The 23,287-nt window shown below is 40.5% G+C and carries 20 protein-coding genes; 7 read left to right on the forward strand and 13 right to left on the reverse strand.

Annotated features, from left to right (window positions below; genetic code table 11):
• Positions 1-28 precede the first annotated feature (28 nt).
• Positions 29-820: an L-threonylcarbamoyladenylate synthase gene (locus tag ACTW1R_RS13340; RefSeq protein WP_034859003.1), complete on the forward strand. Its 792-nt coding sequence runs from the start codon at positions 29-31 to the stop codon at positions 818-820.
• 283 nt (positions 821-1,103) lie between these two features.
• On the opposite strand, the gene uidA is transcribed toward ACTW1R_RS13340, so the two are convergent.
• Together uidA and ACTW1R_RS13350 are read right to left on the reverse strand one after the other, a co-directional pair.
• Entirely contained in the window at positions 1,104-2,864 is a 1,761-nt protein-coding gene (uidA, locus tag ACTW1R_RS13345) for a beta-glucuronidase (protein ID WP_489927295.1), read from the reverse strand.
• A 5-nt stretch (positions 2,865-2,869) separates the two neighbouring features.
• Positions 2,870-4,156 (reverse strand): PTS sugar transporter subunit IIC, encoded by a 1,287-nt coding sequence (locus ACTW1R_RS13350; RefSeq protein WP_271813180.1) that lies wholly within the window; start codon positions 4,154-4,156, stop codon positions 2,870-2,872.
• Between the two features lie 180 nt (positions 4,157-4,336).
• On the opposite strand from ACTW1R_RS13350, the gene ACTW1R_RS13355 reads away from it, so the two are divergent.
• Complete coding sequence (locus tag ACTW1R_RS13355) at positions 4,337-4,999, forward strand: GntR family transcriptional regulator (RefSeq protein ID WP_060791419.1); 663 nt, start codon at positions 4,337-4,339, stop codon at positions 4,997-4,999.
• A gap of 514 nt (positions 5,000-5,513) precedes the next feature.
• Here the strand turns inward: ACTW1R_RS13355 and ACTW1R_RS13360 are convergent.
• From ACTW1R_RS13360 to ACTW1R_RS13385, 6 genes are read right to left on the reverse strand one after another with little or no spacing between them, the layout of a single operon-like run.
• A complete protein-coding gene (locus ACTW1R_RS13360; RefSeq protein WP_271813179.1) occupies positions 5,514-6,155 on the reverse strand; it encodes a copper homeostasis protein CutC in 642 nt (213 codons plus the stop codon).
• A gap of 59 nt (positions 6,156-6,214) precedes the next feature.
• Positions 6,215-6,916: an SIS domain-containing protein gene (locus ACTW1R_RS13365; protein ID WP_074535455.1), complete on the reverse strand. Its 702-nt coding sequence runs from the start codon at positions 6,914-6,916 to the stop codon at positions 6,215-6,217.
• Positions 6,917-6,951: 35 nt separating this feature from the next.
• Positions 6,952-7,746: a PTS system mannose/fructose/sorbose family transporter subunit IID gene (locus ACTW1R_RS13370; protein ID WP_074535454.1), complete on the reverse strand. Its 795-nt coding sequence runs from the start codon at positions 7,744-7,746 to the stop codon at positions 6,952-6,954.
• A complete protein-coding gene (locus ACTW1R_RS13375; protein WP_074535453.1) occupies positions 7,730-8,536 on the reverse strand; it encodes a PTS mannose/fructose/sorbose/N-acetylgalactosamine transporter subunit IIC in 807 nt (268 codons plus the stop codon). The genes ACTW1R_RS13370 and ACTW1R_RS13375 overlap by 17 nt, the downstream gene beginning before the upstream one ends.
• Positions 8,533-9,492 (reverse strand): PTS sugar transporter subunit IIB, encoded by a 960-nt coding sequence (locus tag ACTW1R_RS13380; protein WP_271813175.1) that lies wholly within the window; start codon positions 9,490-9,492, stop codon positions 8,533-8,535. Before ACTW1R_RS13380 ends, ACTW1R_RS13375 begins: the two co-directional genes overlap by 4 nt.
• Positions 9,489-10,808 carry an alpha-L-fucosidase gene (locus tag ACTW1R_RS13385; protein WP_074535451.1) on the reverse strand — a complete coding sequence of 440 codons (1,320 nt, stop codon included), beginning with the start codon at positions 10,806-10,808 and terminating at the stop codon, positions 9,489-9,491. The genes ACTW1R_RS13380 and ACTW1R_RS13385 overlap by 4 nt, the downstream gene beginning before the upstream one ends.
• Positions 10,809-10,990: 182 nt before the next feature.
• Between ACTW1R_RS13385 and ACTW1R_RS13390 the strand changes: the two genes are divergently transcribed.
• From ACTW1R_RS13390 to ACTW1R_RS13410, 5 genes are all read left to right on the forward strand, one after another.
• Positions 10,991-12,424 carry a rhamnulokinase gene (locus tag ACTW1R_RS13390; RefSeq protein ID WP_271813173.1) on the forward strand — a complete coding sequence of 478 codons (1,434 nt, stop codon included), beginning with the start codon at positions 10,991-10,993 and terminating at the stop codon, positions 12,422-12,424.
• Between the two features lie 34 nt (positions 12,425-12,458).
• A complete protein-coding gene (locus tag ACTW1R_RS13395) occupies positions 12,459-14,240 on the forward strand; it encodes an L-fucose isomerase (RefSeq protein ID WP_489927296.1) in 1,782 nt (593 codons plus the stop codon).
• Between the two features lie 19 nt (positions 14,241-14,259).
• On the forward strand, positions 14,260-14,910 hold the full coding sequence (locus ACTW1R_RS13400; RefSeq protein WP_271813171.1) for an L-fuculose-phosphate aldolase: 651 nt from the start codon (positions 14,260-14,262) through the stop codon (positions 14,908-14,910).
• 35 nt (positions 14,911-14,945) lie between these two features.
• Positions 14,946-15,704 (forward strand): DeoR/GlpR family DNA-binding transcription regulator, encoded by a 759-nt coding sequence (locus tag ACTW1R_RS13405; protein WP_074535447.1) that lies wholly within the window; start codon positions 14,946-14,948, stop codon positions 15,702-15,704.
• A 429-nt stretch (positions 15,705-16,133) separates the two neighbouring features.
• On the forward strand, positions 16,134-16,451 hold the full coding sequence (locus ACTW1R_RS13410) for an RNHCP domain-containing protein (protein WP_375826496.1): 318 nt from the start codon (positions 16,134-16,136) through the stop codon (positions 16,449-16,451).
• Between the two features lie 206 nt (positions 16,452-16,657).
• On the opposite strand, the gene ACTW1R_RS13415 is transcribed toward ACTW1R_RS13410, so the two are convergent.
• The 5 genes from ACTW1R_RS13415 to ACTW1R_RS13435 all read right to left on the reverse strand — a co-directional run bounded on the left by ACTW1R_RS13415 (position 16,658) and on the right by ACTW1R_RS13435 (position 23,286).
• A complete protein-coding gene (locus tag ACTW1R_RS13415) occupies positions 16,658-18,427 on the reverse strand; it encodes an ABC transporter ATP-binding protein (protein ID WP_081117932.1) in 1,770 nt (589 codons plus the stop codon).
• Positions 18,428-18,429: 2 nt separating this feature from the next.
• Entirely contained in the window at positions 18,430-20,139 is a 1,710-nt protein-coding gene (locus ACTW1R_RS13420; RefSeq protein ID WP_060791424.1) for an ABC transporter ATP-binding protein, read from the reverse strand.
• Positions 20,140-20,368: 229 nt separating this feature from the next.
• Complete coding sequence (locus ACTW1R_RS13425) at positions 20,369-20,770, reverse strand: MmcQ/YjbR family DNA-binding protein (RefSeq protein ID WP_010749917.1); 402 nt, start codon at positions 20,768-20,770, stop codon at positions 20,369-20,371.
• A gap of 289 nt (positions 20,771-21,059) precedes the next feature.
• Positions 21,060-21,674, reverse strand: a complete 615-nt coding sequence (gene apf / locus ACTW1R_RS13430) for an aggregation-promoting factor (protein ID WP_005228480.1) — start codon at positions 21,672-21,674, stop codon at positions 21,060-21,062.
• A gap of 328 nt (positions 21,675-22,002) precedes the next feature.
• On the reverse strand, positions 22,003-23,286 hold the full coding sequence (locus tag ACTW1R_RS13435; RefSeq protein WP_375826540.1) for a uracil-xanthine permease family protein: 1,284 nt from the start codon (positions 23,284-23,286) through the stop codon (positions 22,003-22,005).
• Position 23,287 lies beyond the last annotated feature (1 nt).

A 23,287-nucleotide genomic window follows, 5' to 3' on the forward strand; every position in this document is an offset into this window, starting at 1 on the left:
GACGGCGATTCATTGGAAGACAGGGAGGATGAAGAGAGTGAAAGAAACAAAACAAGTCCCGTGGACAGGAGAACCAAATCAACGTGCGATCAACTATTTGAATGAAGAAGGCAAAGTGATCGTTTGCCCAACCAAAGTCGGCTATATCATTGCCGTCTCTGATAAAAAAGGGCTGGAACGCAAGTTTTCAGCAAAGAATCGCAAGCGTAACAAACCAGGCGTCGTTCTTTGCAGCTCATTGGAACAGCTACATGAATTAGCCGAACTAAATGCGGAAACCGCCGCCGTTTACGAAACTTGCTGGAACAATGACGTGTTATTCGGTGCGATTTTGCCTTGGAAAGAATCAGGAAAAGCCTATATCCCAAACGATGGTTCAGAAGAATTGATGACGGACGTTCGGGGAACCAGCTGTTTTGTGATCAAATTCGGTGTCCCTGGTGAGCAGATTTCAAAAGAACTTTGGGATCAGAAAAAGAAATTGCTTTTCGCCAGCTCAGCGAACCCTTCAGGCAAAGGAAACCGCGGACTTGTTGAAGGGATCGGCGAACAAATCGCGCAAGAAGCCGATCTAATCATTGAAGGCAACGACTATGTTGCATCGATCCAACCAGACAAAACGCTGGAAACCCGCTATGAGCAAGGAGTCATGGTTTCTTTCGTTGATAAAGACGGCAACTTAATTCCTGAGCAAGGAGACCAACGCTCCATCACACCCGCACCTGTCTTGATCCGTAAAGGACTCGATGTTGAAAAAATCCAAATGTACCTTTCTGATCACTTCAACTCATGGGACTATCGCCACGGGGAGTACTATTAAGTCTTTTTGTAATAGACAAACGCTTGTTGATCCTCTATTCTAAATCAGTACAGCTATATTTCGTCAGATTCAACAGCAGTTGGAAACTGCCATCGAAACAAACGAAAGAGAGTGAAGACCGCCTTGCGGGTCTTCACTCTCTTTTTTTTCAGCAATTTCATTGATTCTTTCGCTTGATTTTTCGAACCTCCAGCAACCATACGTTTAAGAAATCGGACATCGTTTAGTCTATCTGCTGTATAGATTGCTGTTTGAGTCATCCGTTGGGTAAAGGTATGTTTTCTTATCGTGCTTCCCAGCGTTTTTTGATTTCAAAGGCAATCGATTTTGGTCTGCGGTCGCGAGTAAATATCCCCTTCTTATTGCCATCGATCCGACGAATATTCGCAGCTGTTGCAAAATCAGCAAAATTCCATAAGTGTTCCCCAACAACGTAATCTAAAGCATCCAGCACTTCAAAATTGGCTTTGTAAAAATCAATTTGGAATTCTTCTGAATAAGGTGTCCGATAGAGTGAATGCAAGCCTGAAATCGTGTCCGCTCCGAATTCAGAAAACATGATCGGTTTATCAGGGTACTTTTCGTGCCACTTTTCAATTTCTTGTCGAAGCCCTATCATTGCAGAGTCAAGATCCCCGTGCTCTATATACCAGCCATAATAGCGATTCAAACAAAGAATATCAACGAGTTCTGCTGCTTGATCTAAATCTGGCGATGCATTGACGATGTTTGGTATCACAATAGGCCGTTTTTGATGGTCCAATGCTTTAGCCAATTCAACCAACGGTTTAAAATATGCTCCGGCACCTTCTTGATGACTCGCTGGTTCATTCGCGATCGCCCATACAACCACACATGCATGGTTCTTATCACGTTCAATCAACTCTTGAATCACCTTGTGATGGTTCTCATGTGTTCTCAGCGTTTCCCAAGTATTCTTCTTGTTATTGTTCAAATTGACATCTACGTGAAAATTAGTAAACAGTCCCACACCGGGAACCTCGTCAATAACAACGATTCCTTCACGATCAGCAAGCCGCATTTCTTCTTCTGAATAAGGATAGTGTGATGTTCGAAAAGAATTCGCACCCAGCCATTTCATAAGGTTTTTATCCAGATTCGCAACAGCGCCGTTGTACCCCTTACCTAATACAGGGAAATCTTCGTGTTTGCCGAAACCTTTAAAATAAAACTCTTTATCATTGATATAGACTTTATTCTGTTTTATTTGAATCGTTCGAGCACCGAATTCTTCAGTATAGGTATCGATCAAAAGTTCTTTATCAAAGAGCGATACCTCCAATCGATAAAGATAAGCATCCAACGGTTGCCAGAGTCGAGTTTCAGAGATTACTAACGGTTGTTCAACATCACTGCTTTGGGCGATCAACTGATTGTCTTCATCCCAAATTTTCAGCTTGATGGTATCATAGTTCCCAGTAATAGACACTTCTGGCCGAACCGTTGTTACCCCACCGTGATACTCATAATGGATCACGATATCATCAATATATGTTTTTTTCGTTGTGTATAGTTTCACAGGACGATGGATACCACAATAATTGTAAAAATCAAAACGAGGTGTTACCGATGGTCGGCCATTTTTTTCTTGATAAAATCCACATGGCAGTGTACTTTCATCCAAGATATTTGAAACACACACTTTTAAATCGTTTTTCCCAGCATGAACCAAAGAATCAATGTCTATTTCAAAGGGAGTAAATCCGCCAATATGATGAGCTGCTTTTATTCCATTGATATAAACAACTGCTTCATGAGTCACGGAGGCAAAGCGCAACACTTTTCTTTCATCCATTAGAGAAATCGGGATCATCATTTCTGTTTCATACCAGAAGTTTCCAACATGTTTCCTAATTGTTTCATCAATTACTTGGTCATCAATAGACCCTGGTACCGCGATCAAGAAAGGATCTTTCAAAGGTTTCGCTGGATCAATTGCTTCATTCTGTTTTTCAACTTGAACACGCCAGATGCCGCTTAAATCGATCAGCGAACGTGTTTCATTCATCACGGGATACAACATTTTATCTACCTGCTTTCTGCATGTTTTTGTTCCTCTAAGTATGCATCTTTATCGATCAATTTGAACCATGGATACCAAAGGATCGGCGACAAAATCAACTGCAAAAGAAGCTGCAGAATAATGATCGATACACTACCGCCAATACTAGCATGAAATCCTACTGGCAATCCAAAGATCGCTTGTGCACCAATCGTTCGTTCGATGAATCCGATATTGGTTAAGAAGTACGCGATTCCTAAACAAATCGAATTATTGAAAATAAAAGGTACAGCCATTTTAAAGTTTAGAACTAATGGAGTTCCAAAAATTACCGGTTCAGTGATACCAAATAATGCTGGGATGATCGAAATTTTTCCCATCTCTTTATAGCGTTGGCTTTTGCTTACAAACAGCATCAGCAAGACCAGTCCCAATGCCGATCCTCCCCAGCAAACGATATTGATAAATGCATGAGTAACAATATTCGGTAATGGCTGCCCTGCTTCATAGGCAGTCAGATTCTCAACATTCAAAGCCATCCAGATCGGTGTGACGATTGGTCCAATAACATTCGTTCCATGAATACCCAAGAACCACAAAAATTGTTGAAAAGCAATAATCAGCATGACCGCCCAGATAGAACTTCCGACTCCTTGCAACGGCGTTTGAACGATCGTAAAAATCAGCTGATGCAGATTGCCAAAGGAAGTAAGACTAAACAAGTACGCGACAAAACCGGAAAGCGTACCCAATAAAATAGTTGGGATCAGTGCTTCGAATGAACGCGATACCATGGGTGGGACACTCGCAGGCATTTTGATTGTCCACTTCCGTTCCTTAATAAATACATAGCCTCGACCAACTAAAAGCCCAATTATTATTGCAGAAAACATACCGCTCGTTCCAATCCAAGTAAGTGGAATCGCAGTGATATTGGCCTCGTCGACGGTATAACTGCCTAATGGTGTAAAGATCAAGAAGCTCATGATAGCAATCAACCCGACAGTTGTACCATCTTCTCCCAAGTTAAATTTGGACGTCAAATTTTTTGCTATCAAAAAGACAAGATAAATTGAAATTGCACCAATCGTCAAATTGTTGATTGCGCCAAAAAACACATCAAGTCCGATAGTGACGAAAAATTCCGCAACACTTGGTATTGGGAATGCACGAAAAATAACTGCAAATGAACCAAAAATCATAATACCGATCAGTGCCATCATTGCATCAGAAATCGATTTTATATACTTATTATTACTGAATTTCGTGACCCCTGCCAAGACCCCATCAAAAGTAGCCATTATTTTTTCCATCTGTTTCTCCTTCTCTCTATAATATAAACTTCTTCCTTTGCTATTAATTAAAATGTGCACTTGTTAACTAATATATTAGAATATTAGCATGCGCTTTCAAAGGTTGCAATAGTTTTTTTTATCTTTATTAGTTATACTGAAAAGACAAACTAATATATTAATAAAAATAGGAGACGCCAAATGACTATAGCAAGCTATAAAGATGAAGCTTATCACATCATTAAAGAAAAGATTATTCGATTGGAATTATTGCCTGGGGAAAAAATCTCAAGAAAACAATTTGTGTCTATGCTGGATATCGGTGATACTCCCGTTAGAGAGGCCATTCTTCAACTGAAAAGAGAAGGGTTGTTAGTCATAAGACCTCAAAGCGGAACGTTTATCTCCAAAATCAATATGCAGCAAGTTCGGGAAGCAAAATTTGTACGAGAAAAATTAGAATCTGCTATTGTGGTTGAAGCGATTGGGATTATTGATGATGCACAAATTGAATCCCTTCGGCAAATCGTCGAGATGCAAGAGATTTACCTAAAAAACGGCAACTCGGAAAAATTCTTTGAATTGGACGAAGAGTTTCACCAATTTTTTTACCTGGTGACCGATAAAACACATGTTTATACTTGGTTGCTGGATTTAAATGTTCATTTGAATCGCTACCGCCATTTGACCTTAAAAGTAAAAGACTTTGACTGGATGAACATCCTGCAGCAGCATTGGGATATTTATGAAGCGCTGAAAGCCAAAGATGCAGACCTTATCGCAAATTTAGTTTCTCGTCATTTAGACCTCGTTGATGAAAATTATGAAGCTGTTTATGGTGAGTTTCATGAGTACTTTGATTAATTCTATACGTTGGAAGCTGCAGACATAGGGTTGCTTGTTTGATTGCGAACCAGCATAAAAGACCAGTCCGATAGTTTCCGGACTGGTCTTTTATGCTTCAGACATTAACATGACTGATTAAGTATATTCATCCGTTCCCCCCTAATTATCACTTGACAACGAATGATCACTCCTGCTGGTTCTCCGAACTTCGTGATTCATTTTTTTCGCCATCTATCATGAGTGATCGCTTCAAATGCTTCTTTCCTATCCCTTGATTCGATTTACAGACTGCTTGGTACTGCCGCAGTTTTCTTATCTTCCTCATTGCTTCTATTAACCAGTTCATTATTTTATAGAGTGTTAACCACGAATCGAAAAATACCCAACATAACTTTTAACTTATATAAATAGATCCTTCATCGCCACAAACATGAAACGATTGTGCTGTTGGTGACATCTTTTATGTATAGCAAAAAACCGATCTGACCACGAGCAGATCGGCTTTAGATCAGTTTATCACTTTTTGGATGTTCTATAACGGCACTATTTTTGTTCCGTGTACTTCATTGATCGACAATGTATCTAGAACAGATGCTGCGTTCCTATAAGTTATCCCTGCCCCTGGTAAAATAATCAGTCGATCAGCTGCATATTCTATAAGCTTTCTCAAATGAGCAAAATTTTCTACAATACTTTTGTGTGCAGGACCGCCATGAGTTAAAATCCGATGAACATTTCTATGACTTAGCCAATCAATCGCCTTTAGCTGTTTCTCAACTGTCAACTCATCAAAAGCCATATGAAAGGTAATTTGCATCTCCCCTGATGCTTTTATCAATCGTTCCATTACTTCCTCATCGATCCATCCATTTTTTAAACAACCAAAAACCACACCATCGGAACCAAGCTGTCGACAGATCGTAATATCCGCCAGCATCGCTGCAGACTCCTCTTCAGAAAAGGAAAAATCTCCTCCTCGCGGTCTTATCATTGTCATTACTGGAACTTCTTTAGAATGAGCAATCGCAAGGGCGTGTTTGATCACTCCATAGGAAGGGGTCGTCCCCCCAACCGCTAAGTTATCACACAATTCAATTCGATTGGCTCCAGAATCAATGGCTGCTGCAATTGTTTCGAAATTTTCTGCGCAAAATTCTTTGATAACACTAGTCAATCGTTTGCTCCTCTCTAGGCATCCGAAAGCCGTTTCCTAAATATGACTTCTGCCAGCATTTAAATATGAAAAATCCGTTCTGCATAGTGTTTTTCAATCTGCAGATTTCGCTCATGACCGCCATCAATATTCGCACTTAGATAGACCGGCGGCTCATAGCCTTCTTCAACCATGAGTTGAATGGCTTCATACATTGTTTGCTGTAATAAAAGCACTGCAGCAAACGATGACGTTCCACAGACCCTTGTATCAAGGCCGTCAATATCCAAAGAAGCGTCACCAAAAGCAGAATGATTATCCAAAATGACATCTGCAAACTCGTAAAGTTTTTTTCCGCTGCTGTGTCTCGATTCCGCACGTTTTGAGACATCTAAAGAAGTTACTACGATCAATTTATTCCCATGTTCTTTGATTTCTTTCGCCATCTCAATTGCCATAGGATTTCGACCAGAATTCGATATTAAGAAAAAAACATCACATTCATTAATCTGCACTTTATGCATCAATGTCTTGCCAACACCTTCGCACTGTTCATACATTCCGCCAGCAGGATCCATTATGACTTTTGTTGGAATCAAGCCTCCGGCTCTTCCACTGATTTCAATAGCCGCAGCATAGGAATGACCGCTGCCGAATGACTGAATGATTCCGCCATTCATAATTGCAGAAGCTGTGATTTTTGCCGCTTTAGTGATGTTTCCCGACTCATTTTCTTCCAGCAATTTCGTTAATCGTTTGCATTCTTCAAAAAAAGTTAACATCTTGAATTCACTCCTTTTTATACTGCTTCAGTTGTCTACATCACACCTAATACACGTAATAGAATTGATAGTACGATGATCCCTAAAATTGCTCGGGTCGAATTTACATGTTTTTTCCCTAATAGCCAATAAATGATTCCAACTAATAATGCTGGAATAAGCATTGGCATAATTTGATCCAATGTCTCTTGAATATTTAACGAGACTTCCCCAGTCTCAAAAGTCAACACAATCGGTGCCCTTACAACTGATGGAATCATTGCACCAATGACTGTAACCCCCAACAGAGTAGCAGCATTAGTCAAAGCATTGAGATGTCCAGACATACTGGTTACAAGCTTTACACCTTGATGATAGCCAATACGAACAGTGAAAAATCGGAAAACCAAAATCGCAATGTTGACTAATAGCCAAATCACTACACCTATCGCATTTCCTTGTAAAGCCAAGTAAGATGCAACAGAACCAAAGACCGTTGGAAATAACACGCCAAAAATTGTATCCCCGACACCAGCAAATGAACCCATTAGACCCGTTTTTAAGCTTGCAACTGTATCTTTAGCTTTATAACCCTCTGCCTCTTCCGCCGCAATGTCCATACCGAGAATAAATCCGCCCATATGAGGAGTTGTGTTAAAAAATTGACTGTGAACTTTCATCATTGCCTTTCGTTTTTCGCTGTCTTCACTGTAGAGCTTCTCAATGACTGGAAGCATTGCATATAAGTATCCGCCGCCCATCATACGTTCATAATTCCATGACAGCTGACTGCCGTATAGCCAATCGATACTAACTTTATTTAAATCTTTTTGACTAATCTTCGTATTCATTTTCTGCTAGACCTCCTTTAGAATCATTCATCACGGCCGAAAAATTACCATTACCAACAGAAGTTGTCATTTTTTTAAACTGATAGAGCGCCAATGCAAATCCTAATAAAGCAACACCGAACATCGGCATCTGCAAATAGGCGACTGCTATAAAACCAATGATCAGGTAGGTCAGAAAGTTCTTTACAGGTAAATATCTCAGCAAAATGGCTATACCTACTGCCGGTAGCATTCCACCGGCAACAGACAATCCACCTGTCAACCACTCTGGAATAACATTTGAAACAAATTCAACAATCGTTTCTCCAAAACTAAATACGAGAAAAATTGGAACGCCTCTGGATAATCCCCAACTAAAGGTACCTAATAGATGATATCGTTTTATTTTTGCTGGTTTCATTTCATCAACTGCTTTATCAATTCTCTTTTGGAAAAACACATTACAGAATCGTGCGAGAATATCTAGTTGAATCATTAATAAAGCAACTGGTACTGCTAAACCAATACCAAATTCTACTCCTCGCCCGCTTGTCACTGCGAAGACAGTCCCGACAATTGCTGCAGTCATGTAGTCAGGTACACTTGCACCACCATATGCTTGAATCCCCAAACCCATAAGTTGTAGTGTTGCTCCAACAGCTAAACCCATCTCAAGGTCTCCCATGACAAGTCCTGTGATGGTCCCCATGATCAACGCTTGATTTGCAAAGATGTTTATTCCTAAATTCTCAACGATTGCATAGAATCCTAATAATGATAAAACGATGATTTGCCAAATCTCAATGTTCATCTCGTCCCCTGCTTTCTATATAATTGTGAAAAAGCTTTTTCTTCTTCCATTGGTACCATTTGAGCAGTAAAAATGATTCCTCGCTTTTCCAATTCTAATATTTTTTTGATCGCCTCTTCTTTTAAAAACAGTGATTTTTTCACTTGGATAGTTCCCTCTTTTGCACTCGCATTCCCAAGATTGACATAATTGATTGGTGTACCTAAAGCGATCAGCTTAAATATACTTTGAATCGTCTTCGTAATGATCATCACCTTTTGTCCTTCGTACAGACCTTCTTTAAGACGCCTAGCAGCGGTTTCAACTTTCAGAATGCTCAGCTTTATACCTCCTGGAATAGCTGTTTTTAACGATGCTTTGGCTATTTCATCATCCACGATCTCATCATCAATAATCATCACTCGGTTTACACCAAGACTCCCTATCCAGAGTGTTGCTACTTGTCCATGAATCAATCGCTCGTCCAGCCTTACATGTGCAATTCCGAGATGAGTTGTTTTGTTATTGTCACCATTTTCAAGTATGGGCGTAAGATCAGAAACTTTTTCTTTGTCCATCATTCTCGTGGACCGAATGGCTTCTTTTCCTTCTTTCAGCAAATCATTTACAATTTGCGCTAAGGAGACTTTGTCATTCATACGCAAACTAAACGCTTGAAGCAGCATTGGTACATTCATTCCTGCAACGATCTCAATGTTTCTTGAAGAAGTCTCTTTTAACTGGATAGCACAGTTAAAAGGTGTTCCGCCCCAAATATCTGCAAGAATCAAAATTTCATCTTCTTCGGCAAAACAATTTACCACCTCTTGTAATTCCTTCTTGAAATCTAACGGACTGGCTTCCGAATAAAAAACACAAGATTCAACATTTTCCTGAAAACCCATTATCATTTCCGCCGTCTTCTTTATCCCCTCAGCGAATACTTCATGACTTATCAAAACAATCCCGCAACTCATTCAAGCGCCTCCTTTAATGTTAATTCAATAACTGAAACGAATTCATTTGGTTTGATGATTGGAACATTGAGCATCAGCATAGTCGGATCTAAAGCTTCCTTAATATGAACTTCTGTGATTTCTTTATAAAGATCAGTCGTCGCTTCCCGTTCTCCTCCTAAGTTTTTTGTATCTGAAAAACGTATTTCAGATCCATCATGAAGCAATCGTGCAAAAGAAACTTTCCCACCTAAATCAGGCAATAGAATTGTTCGATACGGCCAACTAAAAATATGAAGATATAATTTATCCCCTTTTTGAGTATAGCGGCAATCGATTGGTGGGCGATAGCTGCACGAAGTTGAACCATAGATCGATTCACCATTTCTGACAAGCCACTGCCCTACTTCTGAAAGGATAGATGCGCTTCGGTCATCCCACAACCCTCTGGCATTCGGACCGATGTTCATAGTAAAGTTTCCGCCTTTCGATACGGTATCGATAAGCTGTTTGAGAACTAGCTCACTTGATTTAAATTGAAGATTGTCACGATCATATCCCCAACTATTATTTAAAGTTTGAACAGTTTCCCACAGTGCATTTTCGTCTTCTAATCCTTTGTTTCTCGAAAATTGTTCCGGTGTTTGTACACCTCTACCTAATCCTAAACGATCGTTGATTAAAATATCGGGTTGCAGCTGTAAAATTTGTGTTTCCAGAACCTTACTTCCCCAGTCTTCTGCTCCTTTTCCTAATGAAGTTCCCCAATCTCTACTTTTATATGAAAAATCAAACCATATATAATCAATCTTTCCATAATTACTAAGCAGTTCTTTGACTTGATTTGACATAAATTTGCGATAAGTATGCATATCGCCAGGATGACGTTCAATATATTCGTGCTTATTTCTCATAGGATGGTAGCCGTCTACTTCAAATCCGTGGTGATGCCAATCCAGAAGAGAATAATACAGACCGATCTTCATTCCAACATTTCGGAAGGCTTCGATTAGTTCATTTAAGAGATCCTTTCGATAGTTTGTATTGCAAATTTGATAATCTGTCTCCTTAGTATCCCATAAACAAAAACCATCATGATGCTTTGCGGTGATTATGACATATTTGAATCCTGCCTCTTTTGCTTTTTTTGCCCATTCGTTAGGATCTAATAAATCTGGATTGAAGTGATCAAAATATTTTTTGTATTCATCGACACTGATCTCTTCTAATGTCTGAACCCATTCATGTCTAGCCGCTACGGAGTACAATCCGAAATGGATAAACAAACCATATCTGCTTTCTGAGAACCATTTTTTTCTATTTGTAATTTCTGCCATGTTATCCTCCCGAAAATTCAAATTGATCGACCACCTAAATGATATCGGTTACATCTTGTTTTGGCTATATATGGAGAAATTCTTGATGTTTGTTCATAAATTTGTTCAATACTAAAAAAAAGCAGTTTTATCCGCTAAACTGACTATGACCTACGAAATTATTTATAAATTAGGAGGACACTATGACTGCTGTACTAGCATTCGATTTGGGCGCAACCAGCGCTCGAGGCATTGTTTATCGTTTAGAGAACGGTTACTTGGAAGAAGCTGAGGTTTTCCGATTTGACCAATACCAATACTACCTATCAAGCTCTAAAGAGTATCATTGGGACATGAGAAAGATAAAAAGAAACATCAAAAAAATTATTGCAAAAGCTTACCATCAATATCAAATCCAAAGTATCGGCTTTGATACATGGGGATGTGATTTTGGACTAATTGATGAAAATAATCAATTAGTGATGGATCCTCTAAGTTACCAAACCATGCTTCTTCAAGAAAATAGTCATTATGGAAGAGACTTGCCTGATCTCTTTCGTCAAAAAACAGGAATAGAAAATGCATCCATTAACAGCAGCTCACAGCTTATCTATCTGAAAGAGAAACATCCAGAAAAAATAAAAAAAGCCAAAAAATTATTAATGATGCCGGACTTAATTCATTTTTTATTGACAGGGTCGCTGCTTTCCGAGACGTCGATTGCTTCTACGAGTCAATTATTCGATTTAGAGAAAAACAACTGGTCCTGTGAATTACTAAAAAAAATAGACATTGATCCTGCTCTTTTTTCAACAATCGTGCTTCCTTATACACAGGTAGGTACTGTGCCTATTGAGCAAGCGGCTATTCCAGTCTACTCCGTTATGCAGCATGATACAGCCAGTGCTGTCTACGCATTACCGAGCACAGAACACACAAGCATTTTCTTGTCATCAGGCACATGGTCAGTATTAGGAAAAAAAGAAGAGAGCGGGATTTCTCTACGTCATCCTTTACAAAACGGCTATTCTTATGAGCAATCAGGCGATGGGAAGATTTTGCAGTTAAAAAACTTACTAGGCATGTGGTACATCGAAGAAGCATTGACAGCGATTCAAAAAAAGCATTCATTGACTATCGAGGATTTACAACCGCTTAACAATACCAAACCCATCTCTTTTTATTTCGACACTGGCGATCACCGATTTTCTAAGAAAGGAGAATTCACCGCCCTATTGGAATCGTACGGTCAAAAACAAGGATATAGCCGACTTTCCTCTCCGCAAGAATTAATCACGACAATTTATCAAAACCTAGCTTTTAAATACACAATGATATTTGAAGCTTTGATAACACAGTCGCCGCAAACAATTTTTCTTTTTGGCGGCGGAAGCAGGTCTTCTTGGTTAAATCAACTCCTTGCTGACTTAACCAAATGTACTATCACAGTATGTTATCCAGAGAGTTCCGCTTTAGGAAATGCGCTTGCACAATACACCTCTTTAAATGAAATAAAGTCTCAAGAAGAATTGATTATGCTTGTGGCAAACTATGCTCCACTCAAACACTATCATCCAAAAAAAAATGATTCTTTTGAGGATGCCTATAAGATATATCAATCGCTATTCTCAAAGTAAAGATCTCTTTTAGCAAAAGACAGGAGGAATAAAAATGAATCATCCAAAAATCGGTATTAGACCAACTATTGACGGTAGACAAGGCGGTGTCAGGGAAGCACTTGAAGAGCAAACGATGGCGATGGCTGTAAGTGTGAAGGAGTTTATCGAATCAACTTTGTTTTATATGGATGGAACGCCGGTCAAATGTATGCTGCTGGATAAAACAATCGGCAGTTTTGCAGAAGCCAGCTTTGTAGACGATGCATTTGCAAGAAACGACGTCATTGCAACTTTAACTGTAAGCCCTTGCTGGTGTTACGGAACCGAAACACTTGATCTTCGACCTGACACTTTTAAAGCGGTTTGGGGGTTCAATGGAACGGAACGACCAGGAGCAGTGTTTTTAGCTGCGGCTATGAGTGCCTACGCTCAAAAAGGAATGCCTGCTTATAAAATTTATGGAAAAGAAGTACAGGACCATGATGATACCAATATTCCAGAAGATGTGAAAGAAAAAATTCTGCTTTTTGCTCGCGCCAGTATTGCAGCGGGAGAATTAAAAAATAAATCCTATGTGAATATTGGAAGTTCCTCGATGGGGATTGCAGGAAGTCAGATTGATCAATCTTTTTTTGAAAAATATTTAGGGATGCATGTTGAATACGTAGATATGATCGAAATACTAAGACGAATTGAACTAGGTATCTATGATGAAAAAGAGTACCAGAAATTACGTGAATGGATTACTGAGTATTGTAATGAGGGGATCGATGTTAATAAAGGAAAAGATTATCCAGATGTAATAACACATTCTCGTTATATTCCAGATTCAGAACAGTGGAATTTCATTGCAAAGCAAACCATTATCGTTCGGGACATTTTATTGGGAAATCCGCGTTTAACTGAACTTGGGTGGGGTGAAGAAGCAAAAGGAAAAAATGCTATTTCTGGCGGCTTTCAAGGTCAGCGTCAATGGACTGATCGGTTGCCAAACGGAGATTTTTTAGAATCGATTTTAACAAGTACCTTTGATTGGAATGGTCCAAAACAGCCTCTTGCTTTTGCGACAGAAAATGACACTTGTAATGCCGCAGCTATGCTTTTTGGAAGCTTACTCACAAATAAAGCTGCTGTTTTCTCGGATGTGCGTACTTTCTGGAGTCCAGAATCTGTCAAGCGGCTGACTGGTCATCAATTATCAGGAAAAGCTGCAAACGGTGTCCTGCATCTTTTAAATTCAGGTGCAAGTGCCCTTGATGGAAGCGGCGGCAGTCTAGACAATGACGGGATGCCTACCATGAAAGAGTTTTGGAATATGACAGATCGAGACATTAAAAATTGTTTGGAAAAAACGAAATGGTGTCGTGCAAATTATGAGTACTTCCGAGGAGGCGGTTTTTCCAGTCAATATCATTTACAAGCTGAGCTACCTTTGACCTTAATACGTATCAATCTGGTTGAGGGAGTCGGCCCCACCCTCCAACTTGCTGAAGGATATTCTTGTGTGCTCCCTTTGGCGATCCATGATACTTTAAACAATCGGACTGATCCAACTTGGCCCACAATTTGGTTTGCTCCTAATTTAGGTGAAACTGGATTTGAAGATGTCTATCGTGTGATGTCTTCTTGGGGAAGCAACCATGGTGCCAGTGTACATGGTCATATAGGAGCAGAATTAATCACTTTAGCAAGCATGTTGCGAATTCCAGTTTCTTTACACAATATACCTAGAGAACGATTGTTTCGACCACACGCTTTTGATGGATTTGGAACCAAAGATCTTGAAAGTGCTGACTTTGCAGCATGCAAAGCCTTTGACGCATTCTATAAATAATAATGAAAGTAGGATAACAATGTATTCAGAACAAAAACAGCAATTAATTGATTATGGAAATAAGCTTATTGATTTAGGTTATACGCTAGGAACTGGCGGAAACCTTAGTCTTTATCTGCGGGAAAAAGATCTTATGCTGATTACTCCCTCTGGAATTCCATTTTCTGAGATCACCCCTCAAGATATTGTTCTCATGCGCTGTACCGGAGAAATTATCGAAGGAATAAAAAAACCTTCAAGCGAATGGCGTATGCACGGTATTATGTATGAACAGCGCCAGGATCTCCATGCGGTCATTCATGCCCATACGCTTTACTCAACAGCTTTTGCTGTGGCAAGAAAACCTTTTTCTGCTTCTCACTATATGATCGCTGTCGCCGGCAAAAACGTCCGTTGTGCTGACTACGCATCTTTTGGAACGGAAGAACTTGCACAAAATGCTTTCAAAGCGATGCAAAATAGAAAAGCAGTTTTGTTAGCCAACCACGGGGTTCTTACAGGAGGGACAACTCTTTTTGATGCTTTTAACGTACTGGAAGAACTAGAATATTGTGCTAAGGTTCATATATTAGCAACTCATATCGGTAGTCCATCAATTATTAATGATGGGGAAATGGCCAACATGGCTGTCCGTTTTAAAACTTATGGACAGAAAAGGAACGATATATGATAAAATAAAGAAAATTCTTGCTAGGAGATAGAAGGATGACAGATTCTAGAAGGAAACAAATATTGACATTATTAAAAAAGCATAAAAAGATGGACAATATTGATCTACAGAAAGCTTTGTTCTGCTCTCTTTCTACACTGAGAAGAGATCTCCTGCTACTTGAAAAAGAAGGTTTGATCCGCCGATATCGTGGAGGCGTTGTACTTGAAGTTGAAAGAAACCATGTGATCTCAACTAGGTACCGAGAAAATGTCATGATTCATGAAAAAGAATACATTGCCGAGATTGCCAGTACCTTTTTAGGACCAGGAATGAGTATTTTTATCGATTCCAGTTCAACTGCCAAAGCGCTTCTTCCCTATCTGTCAGAGTTATCAAATAGCGTAATTATTACTAACGGACTACAAATTGCCTATGAATTATTACATGAAAGCCAAGAAGGGACAAAGATATATATGATCGGCGGCGAGGCGATAAAAGATGCAGAAAGTGTTGTTGGCGATTATGGCAACTCTTTCCTAAACTTGTTTCAAATTGATTTGTTTATTTTAAGTTCTACGGGTATCGACTCCGAGGGAATTTATGAGGCTAATTTTGCACAGGCCCTTTTTAAGAAGAAAATTATGCGTATGGCACAGCAGAACCTTCTGCTTGTCGATGATACAAAATTTGAAAAAAAACACGCGTATAAACTCGCCGATTGGTCAGCATTGGAGTGTATCATCAGTAATAAAAAACCGCCAGAAACATACCTAAAACGCGCACAAATACTTAATATTGATTTTTTGTTTTAATCTCAAAATTTTACTTGCAAGTTATGCCGCTCTATTTTTAGTTCGTTGACAGAAAAACGAGCTTCTTTGAAAGAGCGATATTTTCTTTGCGGTCCTCATTTAATCATCGACCACTTTATTTCTGCTATAATACCCTCATAAACACATAGGAGGTACTCGATGAAAAAGCATTCCTCAATTGCTTTCTAGGGGACGACGCCAATGACAGTGACTTTGGACTACACTTACTGCTGGGTTGTGGGCTGCCGCAACACAGTGCTTAGCACAAAACGAAAAAACTAAGCGTGGTACGGATTGCGAAATCGCATGAAGCTGGAAGCAGAAGTAATCGTTACGGACGGTGAATGTGTCCCTAGCCAAAGAAGCCTGATGAAGAACGAACGGAACCCTTTTCTCTCAAAAGAAATCATTCTTTTGGAGGAAAGCAAAATGAGAAAAGATGAAAATACGACCTTTGTTTGTAAAAACTGCAGTACGCCTGTGGCACCCTTGACCAATGGTTCTTACCGCAACCATTGTCCCCAGTGTCTCTACTCGTTACACGTGGATATTCGCCCGGGTGATCGTCAAAATACTTGCCATGGCTTGATGCGATCGATTGACTATCGCCAACATTCCAAAAAAGGCTATCAGCTGCTGCATGAATGCACCCGCTGCAAAAACCAGCAGTGGAATATCGTGGCACAGGATACGCAACAGCCAGACCATTTTATTGAGTGGTTGACTCAAACCGCTGCGTATCACTAAAAAACCAAAGAAGACCATGCTTAAGGCTGGTCTTTTTTGGTTATCAGAACAACGGACCCCTTATACCACTAACTGCTCATAAACATTGTCGTCATAAGAAGCGCTTGCTTTAACCTAAAAAAACAGCCCGCTGTTTCGTCGATTGGTTGACGAAATTGCGGGCTGTCCTGCTAGTGTCTTCTTGATGATTTTACGTTGGTTTGCGCTTATTCAAAAACGAATTGATTGTGATACAGTTCTGCATAAAAGCCGTCAGCCGCCACCAATTGATGGTGATTGCCTTCTTCAATGACTTTGCCATCCTTCAAGACAACGATGCGGTCGGCATTCAAAATCGTCTTCAAGCGATGGGCGATCACAAAACTGGTTCGACCTTTGATCGCTTCATCCATTGCTCGTTGAATTTTCGCTTCGGTCACGGTATCAACGTTACTGGTGGCTTCATCCAAAATCAACAATTCTGGATTGGTCAAAATCGTTCGGGCAATACTCATCAATTGTTTTTGACCAGTACTGAAAAGATTATTCTCTTCGGTGATCTCCGTGTCATAGCCTTTTTCCAACGTCATAACAAACTCATGGATATTGGCTTGTTTCGCTGCTGCAATGACTTCGGCTTCAGTCGCTTCTGGTTTCCCAAAAGCAATGTTTTCGCGAATCGTCCCTGAGAACAACACGGATTCTTGCAAAACGATTCCCACTTGAGAACGCAGCAGATCCAAGTCTAGCTCCCGGATGTCGATGCCGTCAAAGGTCACAGAACCACCATTCACATCATAGAAGCGATTCAACAGGTTCATGATGGTCGTTTTTCCTGAACCCGTCGGTCCGACTAATGCGACCATTTCGCCTTTGTTGACTGTGATCGACACATCTTTTAGGACCAATTTTTGACTGTCATACCCAAAGTCCACATGATTCAAAGCAACCGCCTCTTTGATGCCCTTCACTTTGATCCCGTCTTTTGGTTTGACTTCATCGGGTTCATCAAACATTTCATTGATTCTGCGCGCACCAGTGATCGCCAATTGAATCATGCTGTAACCAGAAGAGATCTGCATCAATGGTTGATAATACTGCTGCGAATACTGGACAAAGGTCACAACTAATCCTAAAGCAACGGAACGTTCTAAGTCACCGTTCAATGCTAACCAGCCACCAAAGAAAATCACGATTGCCGTGTTCAACAAGGACATCCCTTGCATCAATGGGAAAAGCAGCCCAGAGTAGACTTGCCCTTTGTAGGTAGCTTCGCGGACTTGTTGGTTGTGGACCAGAAAACCATCGATGGTTTCTTCTTGCAGTCCATTGGTGATGATGATTCGTTGACCACTGATTTTTTCATCGACATAGCCGTTTAATTTTCCGACTTCATCTTGCTGCAGATCGACATATTTGCGGGCTTTTTGGATCACGATCACCGCGATTAAGACCGCAATCGGGGTAGAAGCAATCGTTGCCCATGCCAATTCAACGTTTTGACGGAACATCATGATCAAGATTCCCACCATTAAGACTACATTGGTCAGCACTTGCAACAATGCTTGGTTCAGACTGTTTTGGATGTTATCCAAGTCACTGGTAAAACGGCTCAAAATATCACCGTCTTGATGAGAATCAAAGAATTTGATCGTCAATTTTTCCAGTTTATTAAATAAACCGATCCGCATTCTGTTGGTTGATTTCCCCACCACTTGCGTGAACAAGATACTATAAACAAAATTGGCTGCACTGGCTAAGACATAAAAAATCAACAATTTCCAAATGATCGATAGAAAAGCTGATTTATCATCGACCCCTTGCATCAAACCACCAACATAATTCGCCAACTCTTGGAACGCTTCTCCGACAAAGACAGGCGCTTGCACTTGCAGATACGTTGCCAGAATCACCGTCACAAAAATGAATAGAAACGACCACTTGTATTGTTTTAAGTAATGGTAGAAAAATTTACTCGCTTTGAACAAATCTGTCATGGTTACTCCTCTCCTTTCTGTGTTGCGAAGATTTCTTGATAGATGGCATTGTTATTGGCTAAAAATTCATGGCTTCCTTCACCAACCAGACGTCCATTATCTAAAACGAAGATGCGGTCGGCTTTCACAACAGAGGCAATCTTTTGCGCGATGATGATCGTTGTCGTGTCTTTTAATTGTTTTTCAAACGCTTCGCGAACCAATTTTTCCGAACGAGCATCTAATGCACTCGTACTATCATCCAAAATCAAAATTTTCGGTTCACCGATCACTCCTCGAGAAATCGATAAGCGTTGCTTTTGCCCTCCAGAAAAATTGCTGCTGCGCTCGGAGACCGGCGCTTCAAACCCAGCGGTCAATTTTTGAATAAATTCACTGGCTTGGGCGATTTCCGTTGCGCGAGACATCTCAGATTCTGAGGCGTCTTTTTTCCCTTGCCGCAAGTTTTGGGCAATCGTTCCTGAAAAGAGGATCGCTTTTTGCAAGACAAAAGCGACCGTTTTACGCAAGCTTTGTTCATTGACTTCTTTCAAGTCAACGCCGCCAACTCGCACGACACCTTCCGTTGGGTCAAACAAACGGGGAATCAGCTGCGCCAGTGTTGATTTGCCGGCACCAGTCGCCCCTACGATCCCAATCATTTCGCCAGGTTTGATGGTAAAACTGATAGCCGTTAGGGCATTTTTTTCATCCCCAGGGTAACGGAAACTGACGTTTTCAAAAGCGACACTTCCAGACAACTCTTGTTCTGGGACATCTTGGTATTGCAGATCCGGTTCGGTATCTAGAATCTCTTTGATCCGTTTTAGCGAAACTGCAGCCCGCGATGTCATCATCATCATCATGCCGCCGATAATGATCGCCATCATAATTTGCATCAAATAATTCATGAATGAGGCAATTCCCCCAATCAAGGTTGGATCATCTTTCGCTAGATCACTGACAAAGAAGATCGCGCCGACGACGGCTAAGTTGGCTGCCAGCATAAAGGAGGGGATCATTACAGAGAACAAGGTTCCTACGATAATATTATGCTTCGTTAACGTTTCACTGACTTTGGAAAAGCCTTGTAGCTGGTTTTCTTCTTGAACAAAAGATTTCACCACACGAATCCCCATCAAATTTTCTTTGGCAATCCCATTGATTTTGTCGATCAAGTTCTGGATGATCATAAAGTGTTTGCCCATCCGTGTAAAGGAGAGTGCCGTAATCACTAGGACAGCGATAATTAGTAAGACGATGATCCACCAAAGTTGCGGCATGGTTGTCATCGCCAAAATGAAGGCACCGATAAATAAGAACGGGATGCGAAACAACGATTGCAACGAGATCATCACTAAGTTTTGAATTTGCGTGATGTCATTGGTCAAGCGCACCACTAGGTTTCCTGCCGAGAAGGTTTCGATATTACCAAATGAGAATGTCTGGATTTTCCGAAACATCTCTTCCCGAATATCGGCACTAACGCCTTGCGCCACTTTCGCAGAAAAAATCGTGTTGATAATCCCTGCAACAAGGCCTAGCAATGCTAGCCCAATCAGCTGCACACCAATTTTTTTCATTTCATCATTGTTTTCGGTAATAATTGATTCTAGCACTTGCTGCAAGAGCTTCGGCTGCCATAATGCAGCAACGACCATTAAAATGACCGATAATAAGGCAATGCCGGTTGCCGCTTTGTACTTTTTGACATGGCGTAAGACCAGATCCATATACGTACCACTCCTTTGTGTTTAGCAGAAAAGACTGCCAAAAAATTTCGGTTGCACAACAATTTACCATGGATCACGACGGGAAACAAGCGAACAAATAAAACAAAAAGAGCTTTCATGAAAGCTCTTTGAAAATATTGCATAAATGTTGTCGAAAATAACGAATAGTAAAGGGATTATGATGATCCTCGATACTGGTTTGATTATTTTTTGTCGCTAAATCTTTGACTTACGATTCGCTGTTTTCCAGCTCACTTTTTTGTTTTTTTGTCAGTTTTTGTTTGACTAAATCGTAGGAAACCAAAATCATTTGTTCGATGTTTTCTTCCATCAAGGCATCAGATGCCAACTTGATGGTATTCCAATGGGTCTTATTGGCATAATACCCTGGAATGATGACGTCAGGAAATTGCTCTCGCAGCGTTTCGTTGACCTCGGGCAGATTTTTCAAAGTCAAAAACGCTGTTTCTTCTGGTTGTGGACTCATGATTCCAAACTGCTTTCCTACTAAATCAAAGTAGATTGCATCCCAATCTTCGCGATAATAGACTTTGGCTCCCGGCAAGCCTTCCCCAAATGCTTGAAATCGCTGCATTTTTTGTGCAATTTTTTCTTCAATCGATGTACTCATTGTGTGTCCCCCACTTTCTGCTATCAAAATCGCCATTTTCTGTCTCAATTTTGACAGATTGAATCGCTTGCTGCTCTATTTCCTACTATTATACATGGTTGTCGTGGAAAAAGGGATTTTTTATCAGTGGCATGTCGACTGATAATGACGTTACATGCAGCTGTAAGCGGCGTTACATTCATTCATCTTTCTCAGAGGACACAAAAAAGCCCTCATCAGCGAGTAAGTTGTACTCGCCAATAAGGGCAATTGATTACTAGATGTCACGGACAAGATTCATTTGAGAATCTTAGTACCAACCATTTGCTTCCCAGAATGCTTTGGCAGCAGACCAAGAACCATAACGTGATGCAACATATTCATCGGCAACCTTTTCTTGGTTAGCAGCTGAATAGTCACCATTTAAGTAAGAGTTGGTTAATTGGTAACGGCCATAGTATTGTCCGTTTGTCGCTGTGTAAGAACCCCCAGATTCTTTGTTGGCGATCCATTCTTTTGCTGAAGCTTCTGAGCCGCTAGCTGAAGAGCTGTAGCTTGAGCTGCTTTGTGTGCTTGCAGCAGATTGTGTGTTGCTTGATTGTGAAGCTGCTGGTTCACTTGGTTGTTGTACACTTGCTGCAGCAGTCGTGCTTGCAGATTCTGTATAAGTTGCAGTGCCATCTGTAGGGATGATCAATGCTTCCCCAACAAAAATCAAGTTTTTATCAGCAATCTCGTTTGCTTCAACGATCGCATTGATCGTATCATCAGAGCTATAACCATAAAAGTTAGTAGCGATTGTTGATAATGTATCACCAGATTGAACAGTGTATTGTTCGTCTGCAAAGGCGTCTTTCCCACCTAAGAAAAGGCCGAAACCGGCAAGGACAGCTGTACTAAGTAAAACAGTTTTTAAAGACTTCATATAATTAAATCTCCTTCTTTGAAACTCATTTTGCGTCATTTGAGATGACTCAAGCGCATAAACAAGTCTAACATCGAAGTATATTTCATAGGTAAAGAATTCATTACAGATGATTACGAAAACGACAGTTGCCTTACGTTTCGTAAGAATTTGAGAATCCTATCATATCAAGCTTTGCTCTGCTGTAATTTTTAACATTACAGTTATTTTGTTTTCAGGTAAACCAGTTAACCTTAGAAAACCTTTCCTATATTACAAAAAACCCTCTTTTTACACAGGATTGTAACAAAAGAAGGAACGAGACAAGGTCTCATTCCTCATTTACTTTCTATTTTTTCTTCACTGGGATCAATTTATTCATGACGATCGCCGCAATAGCGCTTAAAGCAATCGGTGAATCTAATAAATATTGTAAGAATTGAGGCGCAGATTCTTTGATTTCTGCTGGCATAAACAACAAGCCGATGGCAATAATCAACGGTACCCCGATAATATACAACTCCCGCTCGGAAAACTCTTCATTCTTAATGACCCGAAAGCCGCTCAACAAAATAATGACGCAGACGACCGCGAACACGCCGCCGATGACAGCAGAAGGTACTGCGTGAATCAAGGCTGAAAGTTTTCCCATGAAGGACAATAGGATAAACCAGACGGATGCCATCACAAAGACTTTTTTACTAGCAACCCCTGTGATCGAAATGATCCCTGCATTGGTAGAATAACCAGTTACAGGTGTCGTTCCAACTAAGGCGGCAACCAAGCAGCCTAACCCTTCACCGATCACGCCTTTATTGATCTGTTCATCCGTAACAGGTTCTTCTGTCACAGAACTGACCGCGTACCAAGTTCCTGTTGTTTCTGCTAGGAGAACCATATAGATCACTAGCATCGTTAAGATCGCTGAAACATCAAAATGCAGGCCATAGTTTAGAAATACCAGTTTTGGCAGACTAAAGAAAGAAGCATCCGCCACCGACTGAAAATCAACGCCTCCCATAAAGGAAGCAATCACGGTACCGATAACCAAAGCAATAATGACCGAACTGATTCGGAAGTATTTTCCCATTCCTGGAAAATAATCGCCTAACATGGAAAACAAGATCAAAATCGCAGCAGTAATCGCAGCTAACAACATGTTTTGATTGGCACTTAGAGTTTCAGTGGCAGGATAGATATTGCTAGTAAATGCTGTTGGCAGCAGCGTCAAACCAACGATCATGATGATCGTTCCACTGACGATCGTAGGAATAAAATGACGAACGATATACTTATAGATGCCAGTAAAACCTAGTAAAATGACTGCTGCGGCACCAACAATGCTGGCACCTAACACCGTGTCCATACCGTTGGCACCAAAATAAATACCGATGATCGCTCCAACGGGTACAAAGGATGGTCCTTGACATACGGGTAATTTCAAGAAAAAGAGGACTTGGATCAAAGAAGCGATCCCTGCTCCTAAAAAGGTCGATTGGATCAAACCTGATGCGTCTGAAGAGGACATTGCCACCGCGGTTGCGATAATAAATGGCGGCACATACACGTCCATTGCCAACACATGCTGTAATCCTAAAAATACTGCTTGACCAAAGGGAATGTCTTCATTCATT

The sequence above is a fragment of the Enterococcus sp. R12 genome (assembly GCF_058135755.1).